This is a genomic window from Bacillus cereus group sp. MG4, from assembly GCF_040460055.1.
GTDB classification, from domain to species: Bacteria; Bacillota; Bacilli; order Bacillales; family Bacillaceae_G; genus Bacillus_A; species Bacillus_A wiedmannii.
In genome coordinates, this window is record NZ_JARVGZ010000001.1 from 1,053,575 (window position 1) to 1,069,635 (window position 16,061).

Sequence of the window (16,061 nt, forward strand, 5' to 3'; positions counted from 1 at the left end):
ATACCAAAATTAATAACTACACCTTCAAGATACCTATTTTACAGCTTGTATTCCACAAAAAAACGCTTCACTCTTAGTGAAACGTTTTTTGATTTTATGCGTTTAATTCCGTTTTATGTTCCTTTATTGCACTACGTTTGAAAGCAGTCGCTAAAATAATAACTATACTTACCGCACCAATCCAAACGAGCACAGTAACAGGTGTAGTCCAGCTTAACCCTTTTCCGAAGAAGAAGATTTCTCTAAGTCCTTCAATCATAAATTTCATTGGTAACCATGAGTAAACCCAGTCTTGATAAAATGGCGACAACATTTCCGGTGCTAATGATAATAACGGTGCCCCGAAGAATAGTAAGAGAGCGAATACACCGATTCCTTTTAGTCCAACTAATGAAAGTACCGCCGATATCATTAAGAAGAAGCTAAAAGACGTAATAGATAAAAACAGTGCCGTATCAGTGAAATTTGAAATATTTAATCCTACCATTCCGTCCGCAATCCATGTAAGACCGAACCCAATTACAAGTGTGGCAATTGCGCCTGTTACGATTTGCTTTAGTTTTAATACAAAGTTTTCTTTTCTTGTACGAATCGGCATTTTACTTATCGCAATAAAGATAATTGCTGCGCTCGCTAAACTTGCAATCCATAACGGTTGGAATAAAGACATTGGCGAGTTACCGTTCGCACTATTTTTACCGATTTCATTTACATTTGTCACTTTCTTTGTAATAGGTGTTACTAATTTCGCAGCTTGGTCTGTTGTTAAAGTAGCTCCTTTTGCTTTCAATCCTTCTAGTAGTTGTGTACGAACAGTATTGTTCATATTATCAACGATCGCCTGTAATATTTGCCCTGCCATAGTGGAAGCAGCCGTATTCATTCCTTGATTTATGAATATTTCTATCTCTGGCGAAGATGGCTGTGGTGTTCGTAATGATGCTTGTTTTGTGCTAAAGTCTTTCGGAATAACTAATGCTGCGTAATATTCTTGATTATTTAAGCCTTTTTGAACTGCTTCTTTATTTTTCACTTCAACCCACTTCACCGCAGGTTCTTCCTCTGATTTCGATGTCTTTTTCATATTATCAACAATCGTTTGCCCCATATTCATTTTCGGTTGATTCGGAATTTCTCCTCCTTGATCCTCATTTACAATTGCGATTGGCAAGTTTTTCGGCTGAGGTTGAACGGTTGGAAATAACGTTAATGAAAAAATAAAAACAACAAGTAGTGCAATAACCGGTGATACATATAAAAGTTTATTTTTAAACATTTTCTTTTCTCCTCCTATCATTTGATTTATAATAACCAACAACGTGTTGTTTATTTATATTTTGAATTATATGTTTGAGTTGAACCTTATACAATAATCAAAAATCGTGAATGTGTCGGTTATAAGACACATCCTTGAAATGTGTTGGCTAAAATGAAGGAGGGACATACTTTGCGTGATAGTAATTTAGATTTACGTGTTGTTCGTACGAAAACTGCCATACGAAATGCATTGGTGGAATTAATTGAAGAAAAAGGTTTTGACGCCATTACAGTGAAAGATATTACAACGAAGGCAAACATTAATCGCGGTACTTTCTATGCGCACTATCAAGATAAATTTGATTTAATGACGAAATGCCAAGAAGACATTATGTATGAGTTTTCTAGCATTGCCAAAAAGAGATTCCCAGAAGTGATTGCGGATCTTGGGTCAAACCCTTCCCCAACAATGCCGTTTATACTTATTACTTCTATTCTTGAATTTCTAAATAAAAATAGTGATTTTATGAAAGCTGTATTAAGTCCAAAAGGAGATTTATCTTTCCAAACAAAACTGAAAGACTTTATGTGGAAAACACTATTTGAAGATACGAATGGTCCTCTCATTAATAAGGAGAATTTACTTGTCCCAAGCCAATACTTAGCTTCTTATATGGCATCTGCTCATATTGGTGTTATTCAGCAATGGTTAAATAACGGGCAAAAAGAAACACCTGAAGAAATTGCTCGTATTTTATCAACAATCGCAGTTCATGGTCCTTTTTATGCGGCTGGTTTAAAGAAATGAGCTGTTGCAAAATAAAAGATCATCCACTATTTATAGCGGATGATCTTTTATTTCATTACACCACTTCAATATACCCTTCTGTTCCATGTACCCGAATTCGTTGTCCGTCTTTTATTAATTTCGTAGCATTTTCTACGCCAACGACTGCTGGCAATCCGTATTCACGTGCAATCACTGCTCCGTGCGTCATAAGTCCTCCAACTTCGGTGACTAAACCTTTTATAGACACAAACAATGGTGTCCAGCCAGGATCAGTAAAAGCAGTAATTAATATATCCCCTTCTTCTAAATTCGCTTCTTCCATGTTTAAAATAATGCGAGCTCTTCCCTCAACTACTCCAGAAGAAACAGGCAGACCAACAATCGCATCAGCCGGAAGATTTTCTCGTTTATATTTACCTGTAATGATTTCTCCATCAGACGTCATAACGCGGGGAGGCGTTAGTTTTTCATATAATTTGTACTCATTTTTTTGTTTATGAATAACCTCGTAATCTAGCTTATTCGTGCGAACAACTTCATGAAGCTCTTCAAAGGTTAGATAGTATATATCATCGATTTTATGAATGACACCGCTTTGTACAAGTTGCTCGGCTTCTTTTAATAATGCCTGTTTATATATGAAATAACGATTAATCATGCCGTATTTTGGATATTCACGATAACCGATACAATTACGGATGTTACGAATCATTCGCTTCGTTTCTTCTACTTTTTGTTTACCCTCCGGCAAATGTTGCAATCGCTCGACTAACTCTTCTTCTTTGTTCAAAGCTTCCTGCAGCCCTTTTTCAAACTTCTGCTTACTAGCACCAGCTTCAAAGTCTCTTATGTTATTTAAAATCATCGGGATAATGGTTGTTGGTTTTTCACTCCAGCGCGTTTTCGTAATGTCGATTTCTCCGCTACATCTCATTCCGTATTTATTTAGAAAAGCTAGAATGGCATCTCGAGCTTTTTCTCCGCCTTTAAATTGAATTAATTCATCTAAAAAGTTATCATTTTCTACATGTTGTAAATACGCAATAACTTCTGGATATGGCCGAATCACATCAGCAACATCGAGTAATGCTAGCCCCATTTCAGACGTAATATTATTTTGTACGGATTGAGAAAGTGTGTCTGCTGCATTCTTTTCGCCTAGCCATTGCTCCATCTTTTCATTGATCCATGTTGAAGCATTCATACCTGCCATAATGACATCCATACTTTGCGGATGAAATAATATTTTCTTTAATTGCTGAATATCTTCCAAAATAAAATCAAGTACATCCACCCCTGATTTTGTTTGCATGTTTCGTTTTAACTCTTCAATTGATGCTTGATTCATTTCTATTAAATCCGTAACGATTGCTGGATTGTTTTCGACTTGTGGTTGCGAACTTGTAGGTGGTCCACTTTTACCAACACTCTTTTCTTTTTCTTCATCTCGTAACAATGTAATAAAATCATCTCGCTCGACTACAGTCGTTAATGCATCTTTAATAAGCGGTTCCGAATTCCCTATCATATTTAATAAAAGTTCTCTACTAGTAGGCGAAGCCAATCTTTGTGCAACATCAACAAACAACCTCCCTCCAGCTTGAAACCTCTGTCCAAAAGATGTTAACTGGAATAAAGACATTCCTAATGGCTTCAAGGGATCGGTCATCATTTGCTGGTGACCAACCGATACATACACATGATTTTCCCCATCATTTACTTCTGGTATTGGATATAAAGTCGTGATTGGGCGACTTTGGACAATATAAAATGTATCATTCACTAAACACCATTCAATATCTTGCGGACAACCAAAATAAGCTTCAATCTGTCTTCCGATCTGTGCTAGTTGTAAAATTTGTTGTTCAGACAATGTTTGAATTTTTTGCTGAGCCGGATCAATCTGTTTCGTCTCCGTTCCGCCCTCTTTTAAAGCATAAATAGCTAATTTTTTAGTCGCTATCATCATTCCGGCAATTTCGCCTTCTTTTACTTTATAATTATCGGCAGAGACCAGTCCTGATACTAATGCCTCACCAAGTCCAAAACTGGCATCAATTGATACTACCTTTCGGTTAGAAGTAACCGGATCAGCAGTAAATAAAATGCCCGAAGCCTCAGGGAAAACCATTTTTTGAACGACAACACATATAGAAACTTGATTATGTTCAAAATCATTTTGCATGCGGTACGTAACTGCTCGCTCTGTAAATAAAGAAGCCCAGCACTTTCTTACATGCTGCAAAATCGCTTCTTTACCGATAATATTTAAATACGTATCTTGTTGACCAGCAAACGAGGCATACGGCAAGTCTTCAGCCGTAGCACTAGAACGCACGGCATACGCATGTTCATTTCCAAAACGTGAGAGATAATGAGCTACCGCTTCCACTACTTCAGAAGGGATTTCTACTGCCATAATGACTTCTCTAATCTTCTTACTAATTCCACCAATTTGAGTTCGGTCTTCACGTTTCAACTTTGTTAGCTGCTGCAACAAAGTTTGAAGCTCTTCATTTTGCTCGATGGCCTTTTCATATCCTACCGTTGTAACACAAAATCCTTCTGGCACTTGTATCCCTTGAACGCTTGATAACTCCCCTAAATTCAAACCTTTTCCACCAACGAGTGAAAGCTGCGTGTTTTCTATTTCCTGAAAATCGAGAACGAAAGAACCCATGTAACATCTCTCCTTACTATGCATGTGTTCTTGATTGTAGCAGGAGTAAATACGAATAAACAGTCTATTTCGAATTTGATTTACATGATATAATTAACTTAGGAAGAGATATTCCCCCCTCTAATTCACTTCAACTACATCACCAAACTTAAACATCCTTTGATTATGAAAAGCATCGGTACAAGTAATCGTCTTATTTAATGGCGTTCTATCAACTACTGTTATGTTTTTTGTATAAATCCACATTAAAATATTAAGATAAATATTTTATTAACCCATCACCCCCCTCAAAAAAATTGTAGAAACTATTATATAAATTGATATGTCTCCACCTTGATTCTAGGACTTAATTTTTGTTTTTTGTAATCCCCCACTAATTCTTTTTTCAAATGCCTCAAAATGGATTTGAGAAATTAGGGAACTATAATATCGTATTGAAATATATTAAGGGGGATAAAAAGTGGACAAGGAAATGAATTATGGAAGTGATTACAAGTTTATTCCAGCAACTTCAATTGAAAGTGGTCATGGCCTTGAAGTATTGCCTGATTTATTTTGTTACACGATTCAAATCGTCAACATATGTTTTGTTGGAAATCCGCATACCAATGATTTTGTTTTAGTTGATGCTGGAATGCCTAAATGTGCAAATGAAATTATCACTGTCACTGAGAAGCGATTTGGTACAAATAGCCGCCCAAAAGCAATTATTTTAACTCATGGGCATTTTGATCATGTTGGAGGAATAATTGAACTCATTAAGTATTGGGATGTTCCAGTCTATGCCCATCAACTGGAGATACCGTTCTTGACTGGACAACAAAGCTATCCTGAACCAGATCCAACAGTTGAAGGTGGTATGGTAGCCAAAATGTCTCCCCTGTTCCCTAATGAACCGATTGATTTAGGAAATAGCGTAAAAGTACTACCTACCGATGGAACAGTTCCCCATATGCCAGAGTTTAGATGGATTCATACACCAGGGCATACTCCAGGTCATATTTCATTATTCCGAGAAAAAGACCGAACTTTAATTGCTGGGGATGCTTTTGTTACAGTGAAACAGGAATATCTATATAAAGTATTTACTCAGGAACAGGAAATAAGCGGCCCCCCTCGTTATTTAACAACAGACTGGAAAGCCGCTAAAGAATCAGTCATTAACTTAGAAGAATTAAAGCCTCTGGTCGCTATTACTGGACATGGGATACCAATGTCAGGTGAATTGCTATCAACAAACCTCAAAACACTCGTTCAAGAATTTGATAAAATCGCTATACCCGATTATGGAAAATATGTAGACAAAAAGATACATTAAGCATGAAAATATTTTTTCTTCTTATATTTAAGAAACAAAATCAAAACAGAAAAAATTATTAAGTTTAATATAAAAACAATGTACTTAGGCAACATCTCTATTATAAGAATGGAACTACACCTTGTGAATAAAACTTGATACTCCGCAAATACTATACGTAGTATAAGCCTGCTTCTTACCCAGGTTGTACTTCTTACCATTAAAGGGTAATTATAACGGGTTACGCTATATAGCATAACCCGTTTTTTATGAAATATTTTATTCCATATACGTTTAAACAATGGAGGAAAATGATGAAACATATTGTTGCTTTACTAATTAAATACACAGCGATAACTGCAGTATTATTAATGGTACTCGGTATCTTTCAAGGCATTTCAATTCCTAGAGTATTACTCATTTCTCTTTTCCTAACAGGAGCTGCCTATTTAATCGGTGATCTCTTCATTTTACCTAAATACGGAAATATGATTGCTACAATGGCAGATTTCGGCCTAACCTTCTTCGGGATTTGGCTTTTAACATCCTTATTTACGAATTTAGATGCTACTCGTAATATTGGCCTGTCTTCATTTATAGCCGCATTAATTATTGGCGGAACAGAGGTTTTCTTCCACATTTATATGAAGAGATTAGTACTGCGTAACGACGATGAATTAAGAAATCACAATCATATTCATCATGATAAATACGCTATGGAAATGTCAGATGAATATATGGATTCTTCTACAATAAATAAATCCAAGCCTGAGGATACATCTAAAAAATAAAAAAGTGGCCAATGCCACTTTTTTTATTTTTGTTTCTTAAGCTTGATCAGAATTTCTTACATGTAACGGAGGTGGAACTACCCACCCTTTTTTCTTACTTAAACGCAGCAAAGTTACACCTGCTTGCGCTTTTTTCATATGAAATTGTCCGAATAGCATCCCTACATCTTCTCGAAGACATTTTCCCATCACTTGACTACATGTCACAAGTCCAGCTGCTAATCCTGTAGCAACAGCTGCTGCTATTTCAGCATCATTAATACGCGCTCCTGAAGGAATATCTTCGATAGATGCAACTGGTCGTTCTGGAGGAGCAGGAGGTAAAGCTACGCCATTAACCTTTAAAAGAGTTTTTAACTCTTCTATTTCCGAGTTTATATCATTTTCAATCAAGCTTTCTAAAAACTTCTTCAAATCTTCGTCACCTGTGTGATTTATAAATACTTGATGGCTTGCAATTGCACCTTGTGCAGCGAGAAGATAACTCCAAATATCAAATACTTCTCCGTAATGTAACGGTTCATTTTGAGGATTTCCACTTAATATACCCATTTTTAAATTCCTCGCTTTCGAAAATATCATAATAAATATTGATTTCAATATTGAAATCAAATTTTTAAGTATGCTTTTTCCTGCAAAAGATTTTCTACTATGCATGGAAAACACCTTTCCAACACCGCGTGTTTATTGTTTAGGAAAGTAGTTTACAAATAAAATACTCAAAGATTATGAAAGAAGATTATCAATAATCTTTGAGTGAGAATCCATTTACTATAAGGGTTTTATTTTTATACATATACAAAAGAAATTGATTTACATATCTGCTACATTGTATTTCAATTTACTTAGCGGTTAGCTCTACCACCAAGTTGTTGTTCAGCCATTGCTACTAAACGTTTTGTAATTTCACCACCAACAGATCCATTTGAACGAGCTGTTGTATCTGCACCAAGTTGTACACCAAACTCTTGTGCAATTTCATATTTCATTTGATCAAGAGCCTGCCCAGCGCCTCGAACTAACAATTCATTACGACTTCCACTATTATTGTTTGTCATATCGTTTCACCTCCGATGTTTTTAATATGCTACGAATCATGAAATAATAGTTATCCTTTTTATGGGAATTAGATTATGTATAAATATTGAGCTTCTTCTTAAAATAGAGCTAAAAGAAATGAGAAAAAAGTTGCTATAAAATACTTTCATAACAACACTATGTGTATCCCATTTTAATGGATGGAAAAAAGGTTTCTGTTGTACAAAGAGATACATATAAAGTATGTTTTGAGAAATGATTCAAAAGGAGATATAAAATTATGAAAGCTGTAACCTATCAAGGTCCAAACCAAGTACAAGTTAAACAGGTGGATGATGCAAAGTTAGAGAAAAAAGATGATATTATTGTAAAAATTACTTCAACCGCTATCTGCGGTTCTGATTTACATTTATATCAAGGTAACATGCCGTTACCTCAAGGGTATATTATTGGCCATGAGCCAATGGGAATTGTTGAAGAAGTTGGTCCAGATGTTACTAAAGTAAAAAAAGGCGATCGTGTTGTTATCCCCTTTAACGTTGCTTGTGGACATTGTTTTTATTGCCAACATGAAATGGAAAGTCAATGTGATAACTCCAATCCTCATTATGATTCTGGTGGATACTTTGGTTATACAGAGAAATTCGGTAACCATCCAGGTGGACAAGCAGAATATTTAAAAGTTCCTTTTGGAAATTTCACTCCATTTGTTATACCAGAATCATGCGAACTTGAAGATGAATCTCTACTGTTTTTATCCGATGTTTTGCCAACAGCCTATTGGAGTGTAATAAACGCAGGTGTTAAGCCAGGTGATACTGTTATCGTCCTAGGTTGTGGACCTGTTGGATTAATGACACAAAAATTCGCTTGGATGCAAGGAGCTAAGCGCGTAATCGCAGTCGATTACTTAGATTACCGAATGAATTATGCAAAAAAGATTAACAATGTTGAGATATTTGATTTTACAAAATTTCCTGATATGGGAGAACATTTAAAGGAAATCACACATGGCGGTGCCGATGTAGTCATTGATTGCGTGGGCATGGATGGAAAAAAATCACCACTAGAATTTTTAGAACAAAAATTAAAATTACAAGGTGGAACTCTCGGTCCTATTCAAATTGCTACGAAAGCCGTAAGAAAATACGGAACGGTTCAAATGACGGGTGTTTATGGCGGCAATTATAACGCTTTTCCACTCGGGGCATTTTGGGTTAGAAATATTAATCTTAAAATGGGACAAGCACCTGTTATTCATTTTATGCCGGAACTGTTTGAAAAAATAATAAACAAAGAATTCGATCCAAAAGAGATTATTACACACAAAATCCCCCTTGAAGAAGCGAGCTACGGTTATCAAATTTTCAATAATCGTGAAGATGATTGTATAAAAGTCATTTTAAAACCTTGAAGATACAATTTATTATTCTTCATGAAAAGATAAGATTACACTCCGTAATCTTATCTTTTTTATTACATGCTAAGTAGCTATTCCCCCACTCTCATCTCATATCGAAAATAGTTATTTCAAAAAGACTTTGCATTTTACGGTAACGATTTATTGGTGAAAAAATGAATTAAAGTATTAAGTAACCAATTAGCGGACACGATAACAATGTTAACTAACTTAAAAAGAGGTGTCCTTCATGTTTTATTATAAAGAGGAAATAATTAATATGATTAAGCCGGATAAACCAGACCCAGCTGCTGCAAAAGTTTTACAAGAAATATTAGGTGGGCATTATGGTGAAATGCGTACAATGATGCAATATTTCTTCCAAAGCTCAAATTTTAGAGGTAAAGAGAAGCAATATCGTGATTTACTTCGAGGTGTTTTTTAGAGGAAATAAGCCATGTAGAACTTGTACAACATACAATTAATCAGCTATTAACTGGATCTGGTGAACCTACGCCAGGAAATGCTGGTATTGACAAAGCACCGCTTGATGAAGCGGTTAAACATGCAAACCCTCACCATTTTATTGTAGGTGCTCAAAGTTCATTGCCTGTTGATGCAGCTGGCAATCCTTGGAATGGATCTTGGGTATATAGTCATGGAAACTTAATTAGCGATTTACTAGATAATGTCGTACTTGAATCTACAGGTGTACTTCAAAAGACTAGAATTTATGAAATGAGTTCTAATCAAACATTTAGAGAAACTCTTGCATTTTTAATTGTACGTGATAATGCACATCAAAATGCTTTTGCAAAAGCTTTAGAGACATTAGGGGTTGAATGGGGAAAACTCTTCCCTGTGCCGAACTATGATATCAATAAATATCCAGAGTGTAGAAAGTATGTAGACATGGGATTCCATAATGCACAATTTAATTTCAGCTTAGATCCAACAAGAATGGGAGAAATATTCCAAGGTGAATCTCCAAGTAGAAACAAAGGAACATTAACAGTAACTGACCCACCAAAAGGTTTTCCTGTACCAGAACTTCCTGAAATGCCAAATGAGCATAGTCCCGGATTAAAAGATATGAATCTTTAAGATCATTATGGCCAACTATTTATTCATGGTTGGCCATAAACCTTTCTATGGATTCCAGTCACACTTTAGTCCACTTCCATTACATCACCAAACTTAAACATTCTTTGATTATGAAAAGCATCCGTACAAGTAATCGTCTCATTTAATGGATTTATATCATCTACTGTTATGTAATTTTTATATAAGTAGCCATTTTTATAATATGTAAGTAAAACCTCTTCCTCACCTAAATATGAAATTAACAGCTTATTTTCAATCCTTTCTTTTGCATCTTGGGGTATGACAACCAAAAGCGAAATATGGGGCCATATGCAAATATATTCCAATTAAACTCTTGATTGGTAGTTCAAAAGAATCTACAAATATAGTGGATTCTTTTTTATTTTTTCTAAAGAAAACCCGATAATGAAAATTCCCGTTGTCACAAAAACGACCATTTTTGTGACAGGGGTGGGGATCAAGAACTGAAGTCAAGTGAACTAGCAATCTCGCTGTCACAAAAATATGTAACAAAATTATTTTGTAACAATACCTATTTCATATCGTTTTTGATACAATATAACAGAAAAGGAGGAATTATATGAAGTTTGGATATATGCGGGTATCTACCATTGATCAAAATTTAGACCGCCAGGAACAGCAACTAATAGACGCTGGGTGCGAGCGTATGTTTTTTGAAAAAGTAACAGGAACCAAACGAGATCGTCTGGAGCTAAATAGAATGTTAGAGTTTCTGCGTAATGGAGATACAGTAGTAGTAACAGACCTGACTCGACTTTCACGTTCTACAAAGGATTTAATTGAGATTGCCGAGATCATTTCTCGAAAAGAAGCGAATTTAAAAAGCTTAAAAGAGTCCTGGCTTGATACAACAACTGCACATGGAAAAATGCTGTTTACTGTTTTTGCTGGTATTTCTCAATTTGAACGAGATTTAACTTCAGAGCGAACAAAAGAAGGGATTCTGGCAGCAAAAAAAAGAGGCAAATATCCTGGTAGACCATCTGTAGACAAAGAAAAATTAAGTTATGCATTTTATTTAATAGAACAAGGAACAAGTATCACAGAGGCTGCCGAAAAAGCCGGTGTATCTAGAATGACCCTTTATCGAAACATGGACTAATAAAAGATTGTATTAGTAGTTAAATTCATATAAGGAGTTTTTTTATGCCTAGTATTGAAGATACAGCTTATCCTCGACTGAAAAGTAATCCATCCCAAAAAGAATTACAAGAGCTATATTCTCCTACAATTGAAGAAATTCATTGGATGAAGCCACATGTAAAAGGAGATGTAGCTAAATTAGGATTATTCGTTTTACTAAAAACATTTCAACGATTAGGATATTTTCTTCCTGTAACAGAAATACCTGAAGACATTGTCATACATATTGCTCAAAAAATGAATCTTACTCTTGTATCACGAAATGATTTACAGAAATATCATAACTCAGGTACTCAAAAACGTCACCATGCCTTGATTAGAGAATATAAAAACATTCATTTCTTCAATGACCAAGCTAGAAAAATTATGACTGATACAATGAATCAAGTATCATCAACAAAAGACGACTCAGCCGATTTCATTAATGCTGCAATAGATGAATTAATTCGTCAGCGTTTTGAATTACCTACTTTTTCTACTTTAAATGAGACAGCTAAGAGGTTGCGATCTCAATCGTACCATGTGGTGTATGAACAAATATATCAATCGATACATGAAAACGATAAAAATAAGATTGATTCTCTCTTTCAAACGAATGATGGTACGGTGTATACTCCCTGGCATCATCTCAAGCAAGATGCCAAAAGTCCTACTATAAAGCATTTCAGGGAATTAGTAGCACAAATGGAATGGTTAATGGATCAAAAAGTAAATACTACTATACTGAAGAGTATTCCTTCTGTTAAAGTACGACAAATGGCCTCGGAAGCCAAAACGCTCGATGCAGCACGAATGAAAAAAATGGAACCTAAAAAACGATATGCACTTGCTCTCTCTTTTATCCAATCTCAACTCGCCCATGTTTTAGATAATATTGGAGAAATGATGGTTAAGAGAATGATGTCCGCCCGTAATAAAAGTCGTGATCAGTTACAACACTATCAAATGAAGAACCAAAAACGGACCGATTTGTTAATTACAACTCTTCATGATGTCATTCTTGCTTATCGTTCAGGAAATGAATCTCAAGATAAAATGGAAGCGATTGAACAAGTAGTAGGAAACCGACATGAGGAGATATTACATGATTGCGAATCACATCTTGCTTATAGTGGTGATAACTACTTTGTCTTTGTCTGGGATTATTATAAAAGTAGTCGTTCTACGTTGTTTAAAATTTTAAACACGGTTTCCCTACGCTCTACAAACCAAGATCAAGGATTAGAAGATGCGATTGCGTTTTTAAAAACTCATCAAAATTCCCGAAAAGAGTCTCTTTCTATCGTAAGTATTGAAAAAAAGGGATACTGGAAAAAGGAAATAAAACCTCTACTCGATTTATCGTGGATTCCTGATGCATGGTGGAGATGGATAGCTCCAAATCGAAAATCTGGGTGTTATCCAGAAGAAGTGAATCGCCGTCACTTTGAAGCTTGTGTATTTACCCAAATTATGTGGGGTTTAAAATCTGGAGATATTTACATTGAGGGAAGTGAAAAATACGCTGATTATCGACAACAACTTATCACTTGGAATGAATATGAACAAAAATTATTGGATTTTTGTCATAAAAACAATCTCCCCTCTACAGGTAAAGAATATGTAAAACAATTACGGAAAAGGTTTATGAAAATAGCAAAGAAAACAGATGCTTCTTTTCCATACAATAAACAAGTGCGTATTGAGAATGGTGAAATTGTTATTGGAAAGTCAAAGAAAAGAAAACCTTCTCCTAAATTAAAAAGTTTAGAAAAATATATTGCTCAAAATCTAGTTCCCATCAATGTTTTAGATATGCTAGGTGATACAGAACATTGGTTAAACTGGACTCGATTTTTTAAACCCATTTCAAAACATGAGGCTCGATTAGAAGATCCGATTGAACGCTATTTAACTACTGTGTTTTGCTATGGTTGTAATCTAGGGCCTGTTCAAACTGCAAGATCATTAGGAAATATGGACCGAAGGCAAATTTCATGGGTAAATCAAAGACACATTACGACAGAAAATCTAGATCAAGCAATCCAATTCATTATTAATTCCTATAACAAATTCGGCCTACCTAAGTATTGGGGAGACGGGAAAAGCGCATCTGCTGATGGAACAATATGGGCCTTATATGAACAAAACTTGTTATCTGAGAGGCATATCCGTTATGGAGGATATGGGGGAATTGGCTATTATCATGTTTCTGATAATTACATTGCATTATTTAGTCATTTTATACCGTGTGGTGTATGGGAAGGACTTTATATACTAGATGTCTTAATGAATAACAATTCTGAGATTCAACCAGAAGTCATTCATTCTGATACACAAGGACAAAGTGCTACCATTTTTGGATTATCTACCTTAATGGGAATCGAGTTAATGCCACGAATTCGAAATTGGAAAGATTTAAAAATGTTCCGTCCAGATAAAGAAAGTCGATTTAAGCATATTGACGATATTTTTACCGATGAAATTGATTGGGATTTAATTGAAATCCATTATAAAGATATGCTACGAGTAGCCATGTCAATTGAAGTAGGAAAAATTACCCCTTCAACTATCTTAAATAAGTTAGGAACCTATAGTAAGAAAAACAAATTATATCAAGCGTTTCGTGAATTAGGACGTGTGATTCGTACCATGTTTTTATTAAAGTACATAGCTGATGAACAATTGAGACGTACCATTCAAACGGCTACAAATAAGAGTGAATCATTTAATGGGTTTACCAAATGGCTATTTTTTGGCGGAGAAGGAGTCATTACTGAAAATAATAGAGAAAACCAAAGAAAAGTGATTAAGTTTAATCATTTAATAGCCAATTGTTTAATCTTCTACAATGTATTTGCATTAACACAAGTGTTACATGCTTATCGGCAAGACGGAAATGAATTGGACGAAGAAGTATTAAGCGAACTAAGTCCATATATCACAGCTCATGTGAATCGGTTTGGCAAATATGGAATTGATCCAAATAGACAGCCACCGGATTTACAGTTTGATATGCCAATTTACCAAGTAGCTAATTAACAAAAAGGGTATGTGGCGAATAAAAACTTCTTCACATGCCCTTTATAAATTGGAATATATTTGCATATGGCCCCATATTTCGCTTTTGGTTGCCATACCCCATCTTGCGTTAAGATTGGACGCGGGATTTTTGTTTGCTCCTGTATCATGTCTTTAATACAGATGAACTGCTCTGGCATACTAGCAAACGGTTGCCACTTTACCATTCCTCTTCCTTTCGGCATATTAGCATTCTTCACGATTTGTGCCCTCCTAATAATGTGTTTCTGTATCTTGCTGTTGCGACGCTTGTGTAGGAAATTCCACGTAATATACTGTTCTTACCAAATCGTGTTCGAATTTCGTCCATAACTTTCGTTAATCTCATTTCTTTTTCTCTTTGAATAATGTTATCGAAAAGCGAAATTTGCTCTTCTCCTTCATGGATTAAATTTGTTAAAGAAAGACTTATCGATCGAATCGGCTCTCCTGTATGCCGCTCGTATAAAAAATATGTACAAACATTGTAAATATCCATCGTTAAATTTGTTGCTCTGTTTAACGTATGTGCTTTTTTTATTCCTCCCCCGTATTCTCTACTATATCCGACTGAAAAATGAATCGTTTGCGCGTATTTCTTTTCTCGTCTCAATCTGTAACAAACTTCTTCTGTATGCTCTAATAAAATAACGATGAACTCTTCTATTGAATAATCACGAAATAATATTTGGCTTTTCGCTATAGATGTTGTCGCTGGAACATATTTCTCTGCTATTCTGCTAAAATCAATCCCGTTACTATGCAAGTGTAATTCCTCTCCTATTACACCAAATGATTGTTTTAAATACTTTAATGGGTACTGCGCTAATTCTCCAATTGTATGTATACCTTTTCGATTCAATTTCATTTCTGTTTTATACGATATACCCCAAAATTTACTGAGCGGTCTAATACTCCATAACTTCTCGGGTATATCGTCATACGTCCACTGCGCTATTCCATCCTTATTCTTTTTCGCTTCCACATCCATCGCTACTTTACTCAATAATAAATTCGGTCCAATACCAATCGTACTTTCAATCCGTGTACGTTCATATATTTCTTGTTTGAACTTTAATGCGAACTCGCACGGATTACTCGCAAACAAATGAATACTCGCGGTCATATCCATAAAAAACTCATCAATACTATATTGATGAAAATCTTCTGGCGCAACATACTGTAAAGCTAAACCTGTTATGTAAGTTGAACATTTCATATACGTATGCATAATCGGATTCACAATAATAATATCTGGTCGCTTCGGTATTTCGTACAACCGTGCCATTTTCTTAATTCCTAGCGCTTTTAATGGCGGTGTTGCTGCCAATACGATTGATCCACTACGGTTTACATCTCCTACAACAGCCAATTTTGTATATCGTGGATCAAGTCCCTTTTTAATACATGATACGCTTGCATAAAAGCTACGTAAATCTTCTGTTGTCAATATCTCGTAAACTATTTGTTTACCATTTAATTTGGACATACAGAATAAACAT

General features: G+C 35.3%; 12 protein-coding genes and 2 pseudogenes. 7 read left to right on the forward strand and 7 right to left on the reverse strand.

All coding sequences use genetic code 11. The features are described 5' to 3' along the window. Positions 1 to 94: 94 nt before the first annotated feature. Positions 95 to 1,315: a YhgE/Pip domain-containing protein gene (locus tag QCI41_RS05540; protein ID WP_353838863.1), complete on the reverse strand. Its 1,221-nt coding sequence runs from the start codon at positions 1,313 to 1,315 to the stop codon at positions 95 to 97. 132 nt (positions 1,316 to 1,447) lie between these two features. On the opposite strand from QCI41_RS05540, the gene QCI41_RS05545 reads away from it, so the two are divergent. Continuing rightward, positions 1,448 to 2,065 carry a TetR/AcrR family transcriptional regulator gene (locus tag QCI41_RS05545; protein WP_353838039.1) on the forward strand — a complete coding sequence of 206 codons (618 nt, stop codon included), beginning with the start codon at positions 1,448 to 1,450 and terminating at the stop codon, positions 2,063 to 2,065. A 55-nt stretch (positions 2,066 to 2,120) separates the two neighbouring features. Here the strand turns inward: QCI41_RS05545 and ppsA are convergent, their stop codons facing one another. After that, positions 2,121 to 4,727 (reverse strand): phosphoenolpyruvate synthase, encoded by a 2,607-nt coding sequence (ppsA, locus tag QCI41_RS05550; RefSeq protein ID WP_353838038.1) that lies wholly within the window; start codon positions 4,725 to 4,727, stop codon positions 2,121 to 2,123. Between the two features lie 460 nt (positions 4,728 to 5,187). Between ppsA and QCI41_RS05555 the strand changes: the two genes are divergently transcribed. Together QCI41_RS05555 and QCI41_RS05560 are read left to right on the forward strand one after the other, a co-directional pair. Continuing rightward, positions 5,188 to 6,045: an MBL fold metallo-hydrolase gene (locus QCI41_RS05555; protein WP_353838037.1), complete on the forward strand. Its 858-nt coding sequence runs from the start codon at positions 5,188 to 5,190 to the stop codon at positions 6,043 to 6,045. Between the two features lie 293 nt (positions 6,046 to 6,338). Beyond that, complete coding sequence (locus QCI41_RS05560) at positions 6,339 to 6,815, forward strand: YndM family protein (protein ID WP_353838036.1); 477 nt, start codon at positions 6,339 to 6,341, stop codon at positions 6,813 to 6,815. A gap of 36 nt (positions 6,816 to 6,851) precedes the next feature. On the opposite strand, the gene QCI41_RS05565 is transcribed toward QCI41_RS05560, so the two are convergent. Further along, positions 6,852 to 7,367, reverse strand: coding sequence for a DUF3231 family protein (locus QCI41_RS05565; protein WP_046959943.1), 516 nt, complete (start codon positions 7,365 to 7,367; stop codon positions 6,852 to 6,854). A gap of 293 nt (positions 7,368 to 7,660) precedes the next feature. After that, complete coding sequence (sasP, locus tag QCI41_RS05570) at positions 7,661 to 7,873, reverse strand: small acid-soluble spore protein, SasP family (protein WP_199712861.1); 213 nt, start codon at positions 7,871 to 7,873, stop codon at positions 7,661 to 7,663. Between the two features lie 260 nt (positions 7,874 to 8,133). On the opposite strand from sasP, the gene QCI41_RS05575 reads away from it, so the two are divergent. Both QCI41_RS05575 and QCI41_RS05580 read left to right on the forward strand, forming a co-directional pair. Beyond that, positions 8,134 to 9,267, forward strand: coding sequence for a zinc-dependent alcohol dehydrogenase (locus QCI41_RS05575; RefSeq protein WP_353838035.1), 1,134 nt, complete (start codon positions 8,134 to 8,136; stop codon positions 9,265 to 9,267). A gap of 235 nt (positions 9,268 to 9,502) precedes the next feature. Continuing rightward, a pseudogene (locus tag QCI41_RS05580) lies at positions 9,503 to 10,356 on the forward strand (manganese catalase family protein). A gap of 65 nt (positions 10,357 to 10,421) precedes the next feature. On the opposite strand, the gene QCI41_RS05585 reads toward QCI41_RS05580, so the two are convergent. Then, complete coding sequence (locus QCI41_RS05585; RefSeq protein ID WP_483299056.1) at positions 10,422 to 10,682, reverse strand: YolD-like family protein; 261 nt, start codon at positions 10,680 to 10,682, stop codon at positions 10,422 to 10,424. A gap of 254 nt (positions 10,683 to 10,936) precedes the next feature. Here QCI41_RS05585 and QCI41_RS05590 point away from each other — a divergent pair, with 254 nt between their 5' ends. Continuing rightward, positions 10,937 to 11,479: a recombinase family protein gene (locus QCI41_RS05590; RefSeq protein ID WP_353838034.1), complete on the forward strand. Its 543-nt coding sequence runs from the start codon at positions 10,937 to 10,939 to the stop codon at positions 11,477 to 11,479. Positions 11,480 to 11,523: 44 nt separating this feature from the next. After that, positions 11,524 to 14,541: a Tn3 family transposase gene (locus tag QCI41_RS05595; protein ID WP_353838033.1), complete on the forward strand. Its 3,018-nt coding sequence runs from the start codon at positions 11,524 to 11,526 to the stop codon at positions 14,539 to 14,541. A 101-nt stretch (positions 14,542 to 14,642) separates the two neighbouring features. On the opposite strand, the pseudogene QCI41_RS05600 reads toward QCI41_RS05595, so the two are convergent. Both QCI41_RS05600 and QCI41_RS05605 read right to left on the reverse strand, forming a co-directional pair. Then, positions 14,643 to 14,780: pseudogene (locus tag QCI41_RS05600) on the reverse strand (YolD-like family protein); the annotation flags it as partial. After that, on the reverse strand, positions 14,777 to 16,048 hold the full coding sequence (locus tag QCI41_RS05605; RefSeq protein WP_353838032.1) for a Y-family DNA polymerase: 1,272 nt from the start codon (positions 16,046 to 16,048) through the stop codon (positions 14,777 to 14,779). The pseudogene QCI41_RS05600 and the gene QCI41_RS05605, both read right to left, overlap by 4 nt. Between the last annotated feature and the right edge of the window lie 13 nt (positions 16,049 to 16,061).

Coding starts and splice junctions, on each gene's coding strand:
- ppsA (WP_353838038.1), bottom strand. CDS start 4,727: ATGGGTTCTTTCGTTCTCGATTTTCAGGAAATAGAAAACACGCAGCTT.
- QCI41_RS05560 (WP_353838036.1), top strand. CDS start 6,339: ATGAAACATATTGTTGCTTTACTAATTAAATACACAGCGATAACTGCA.
- QCI41_RS05565 (WP_046959943.1), bottom strand. CDS start 7,367: ATGGGTATATTAAGTGGAAATCCTCAAAATGAACCGTTACATTACGGA.
- sasP (WP_199712861.1), bottom strand. CDS start 7,873: ATGACAAACAATAATAGTGGAAGTCGTAATGAATTGTTAGTTCGAGGC.
- QCI41_RS05575 (WP_353838035.1), top strand. CDS start 8,134: ATGAAAGCTGTAACCTATCAAGGTCCAAACCAAGTACAAGTTAAACAG.
- QCI41_RS05590 (WP_353838034.1), top strand. CDS start 10,937: ATGAAGTTTGGATATATGCGGGTATCTACCATTGATCAAAATTTAGAC.
- QCI41_RS05595 (WP_353838033.1), top strand. CDS start 11,524: ATGCCTAGTATTGAAGATACAGCTTATCCTCGACTGAAAAGTAATCCA.
- QCI41_RS05605 (WP_353838032.1), bottom strand. CDS start 16,048: ATGTCCAAATTAAATGGTAAACAAATAGTTTACGAGATATTGACAACA.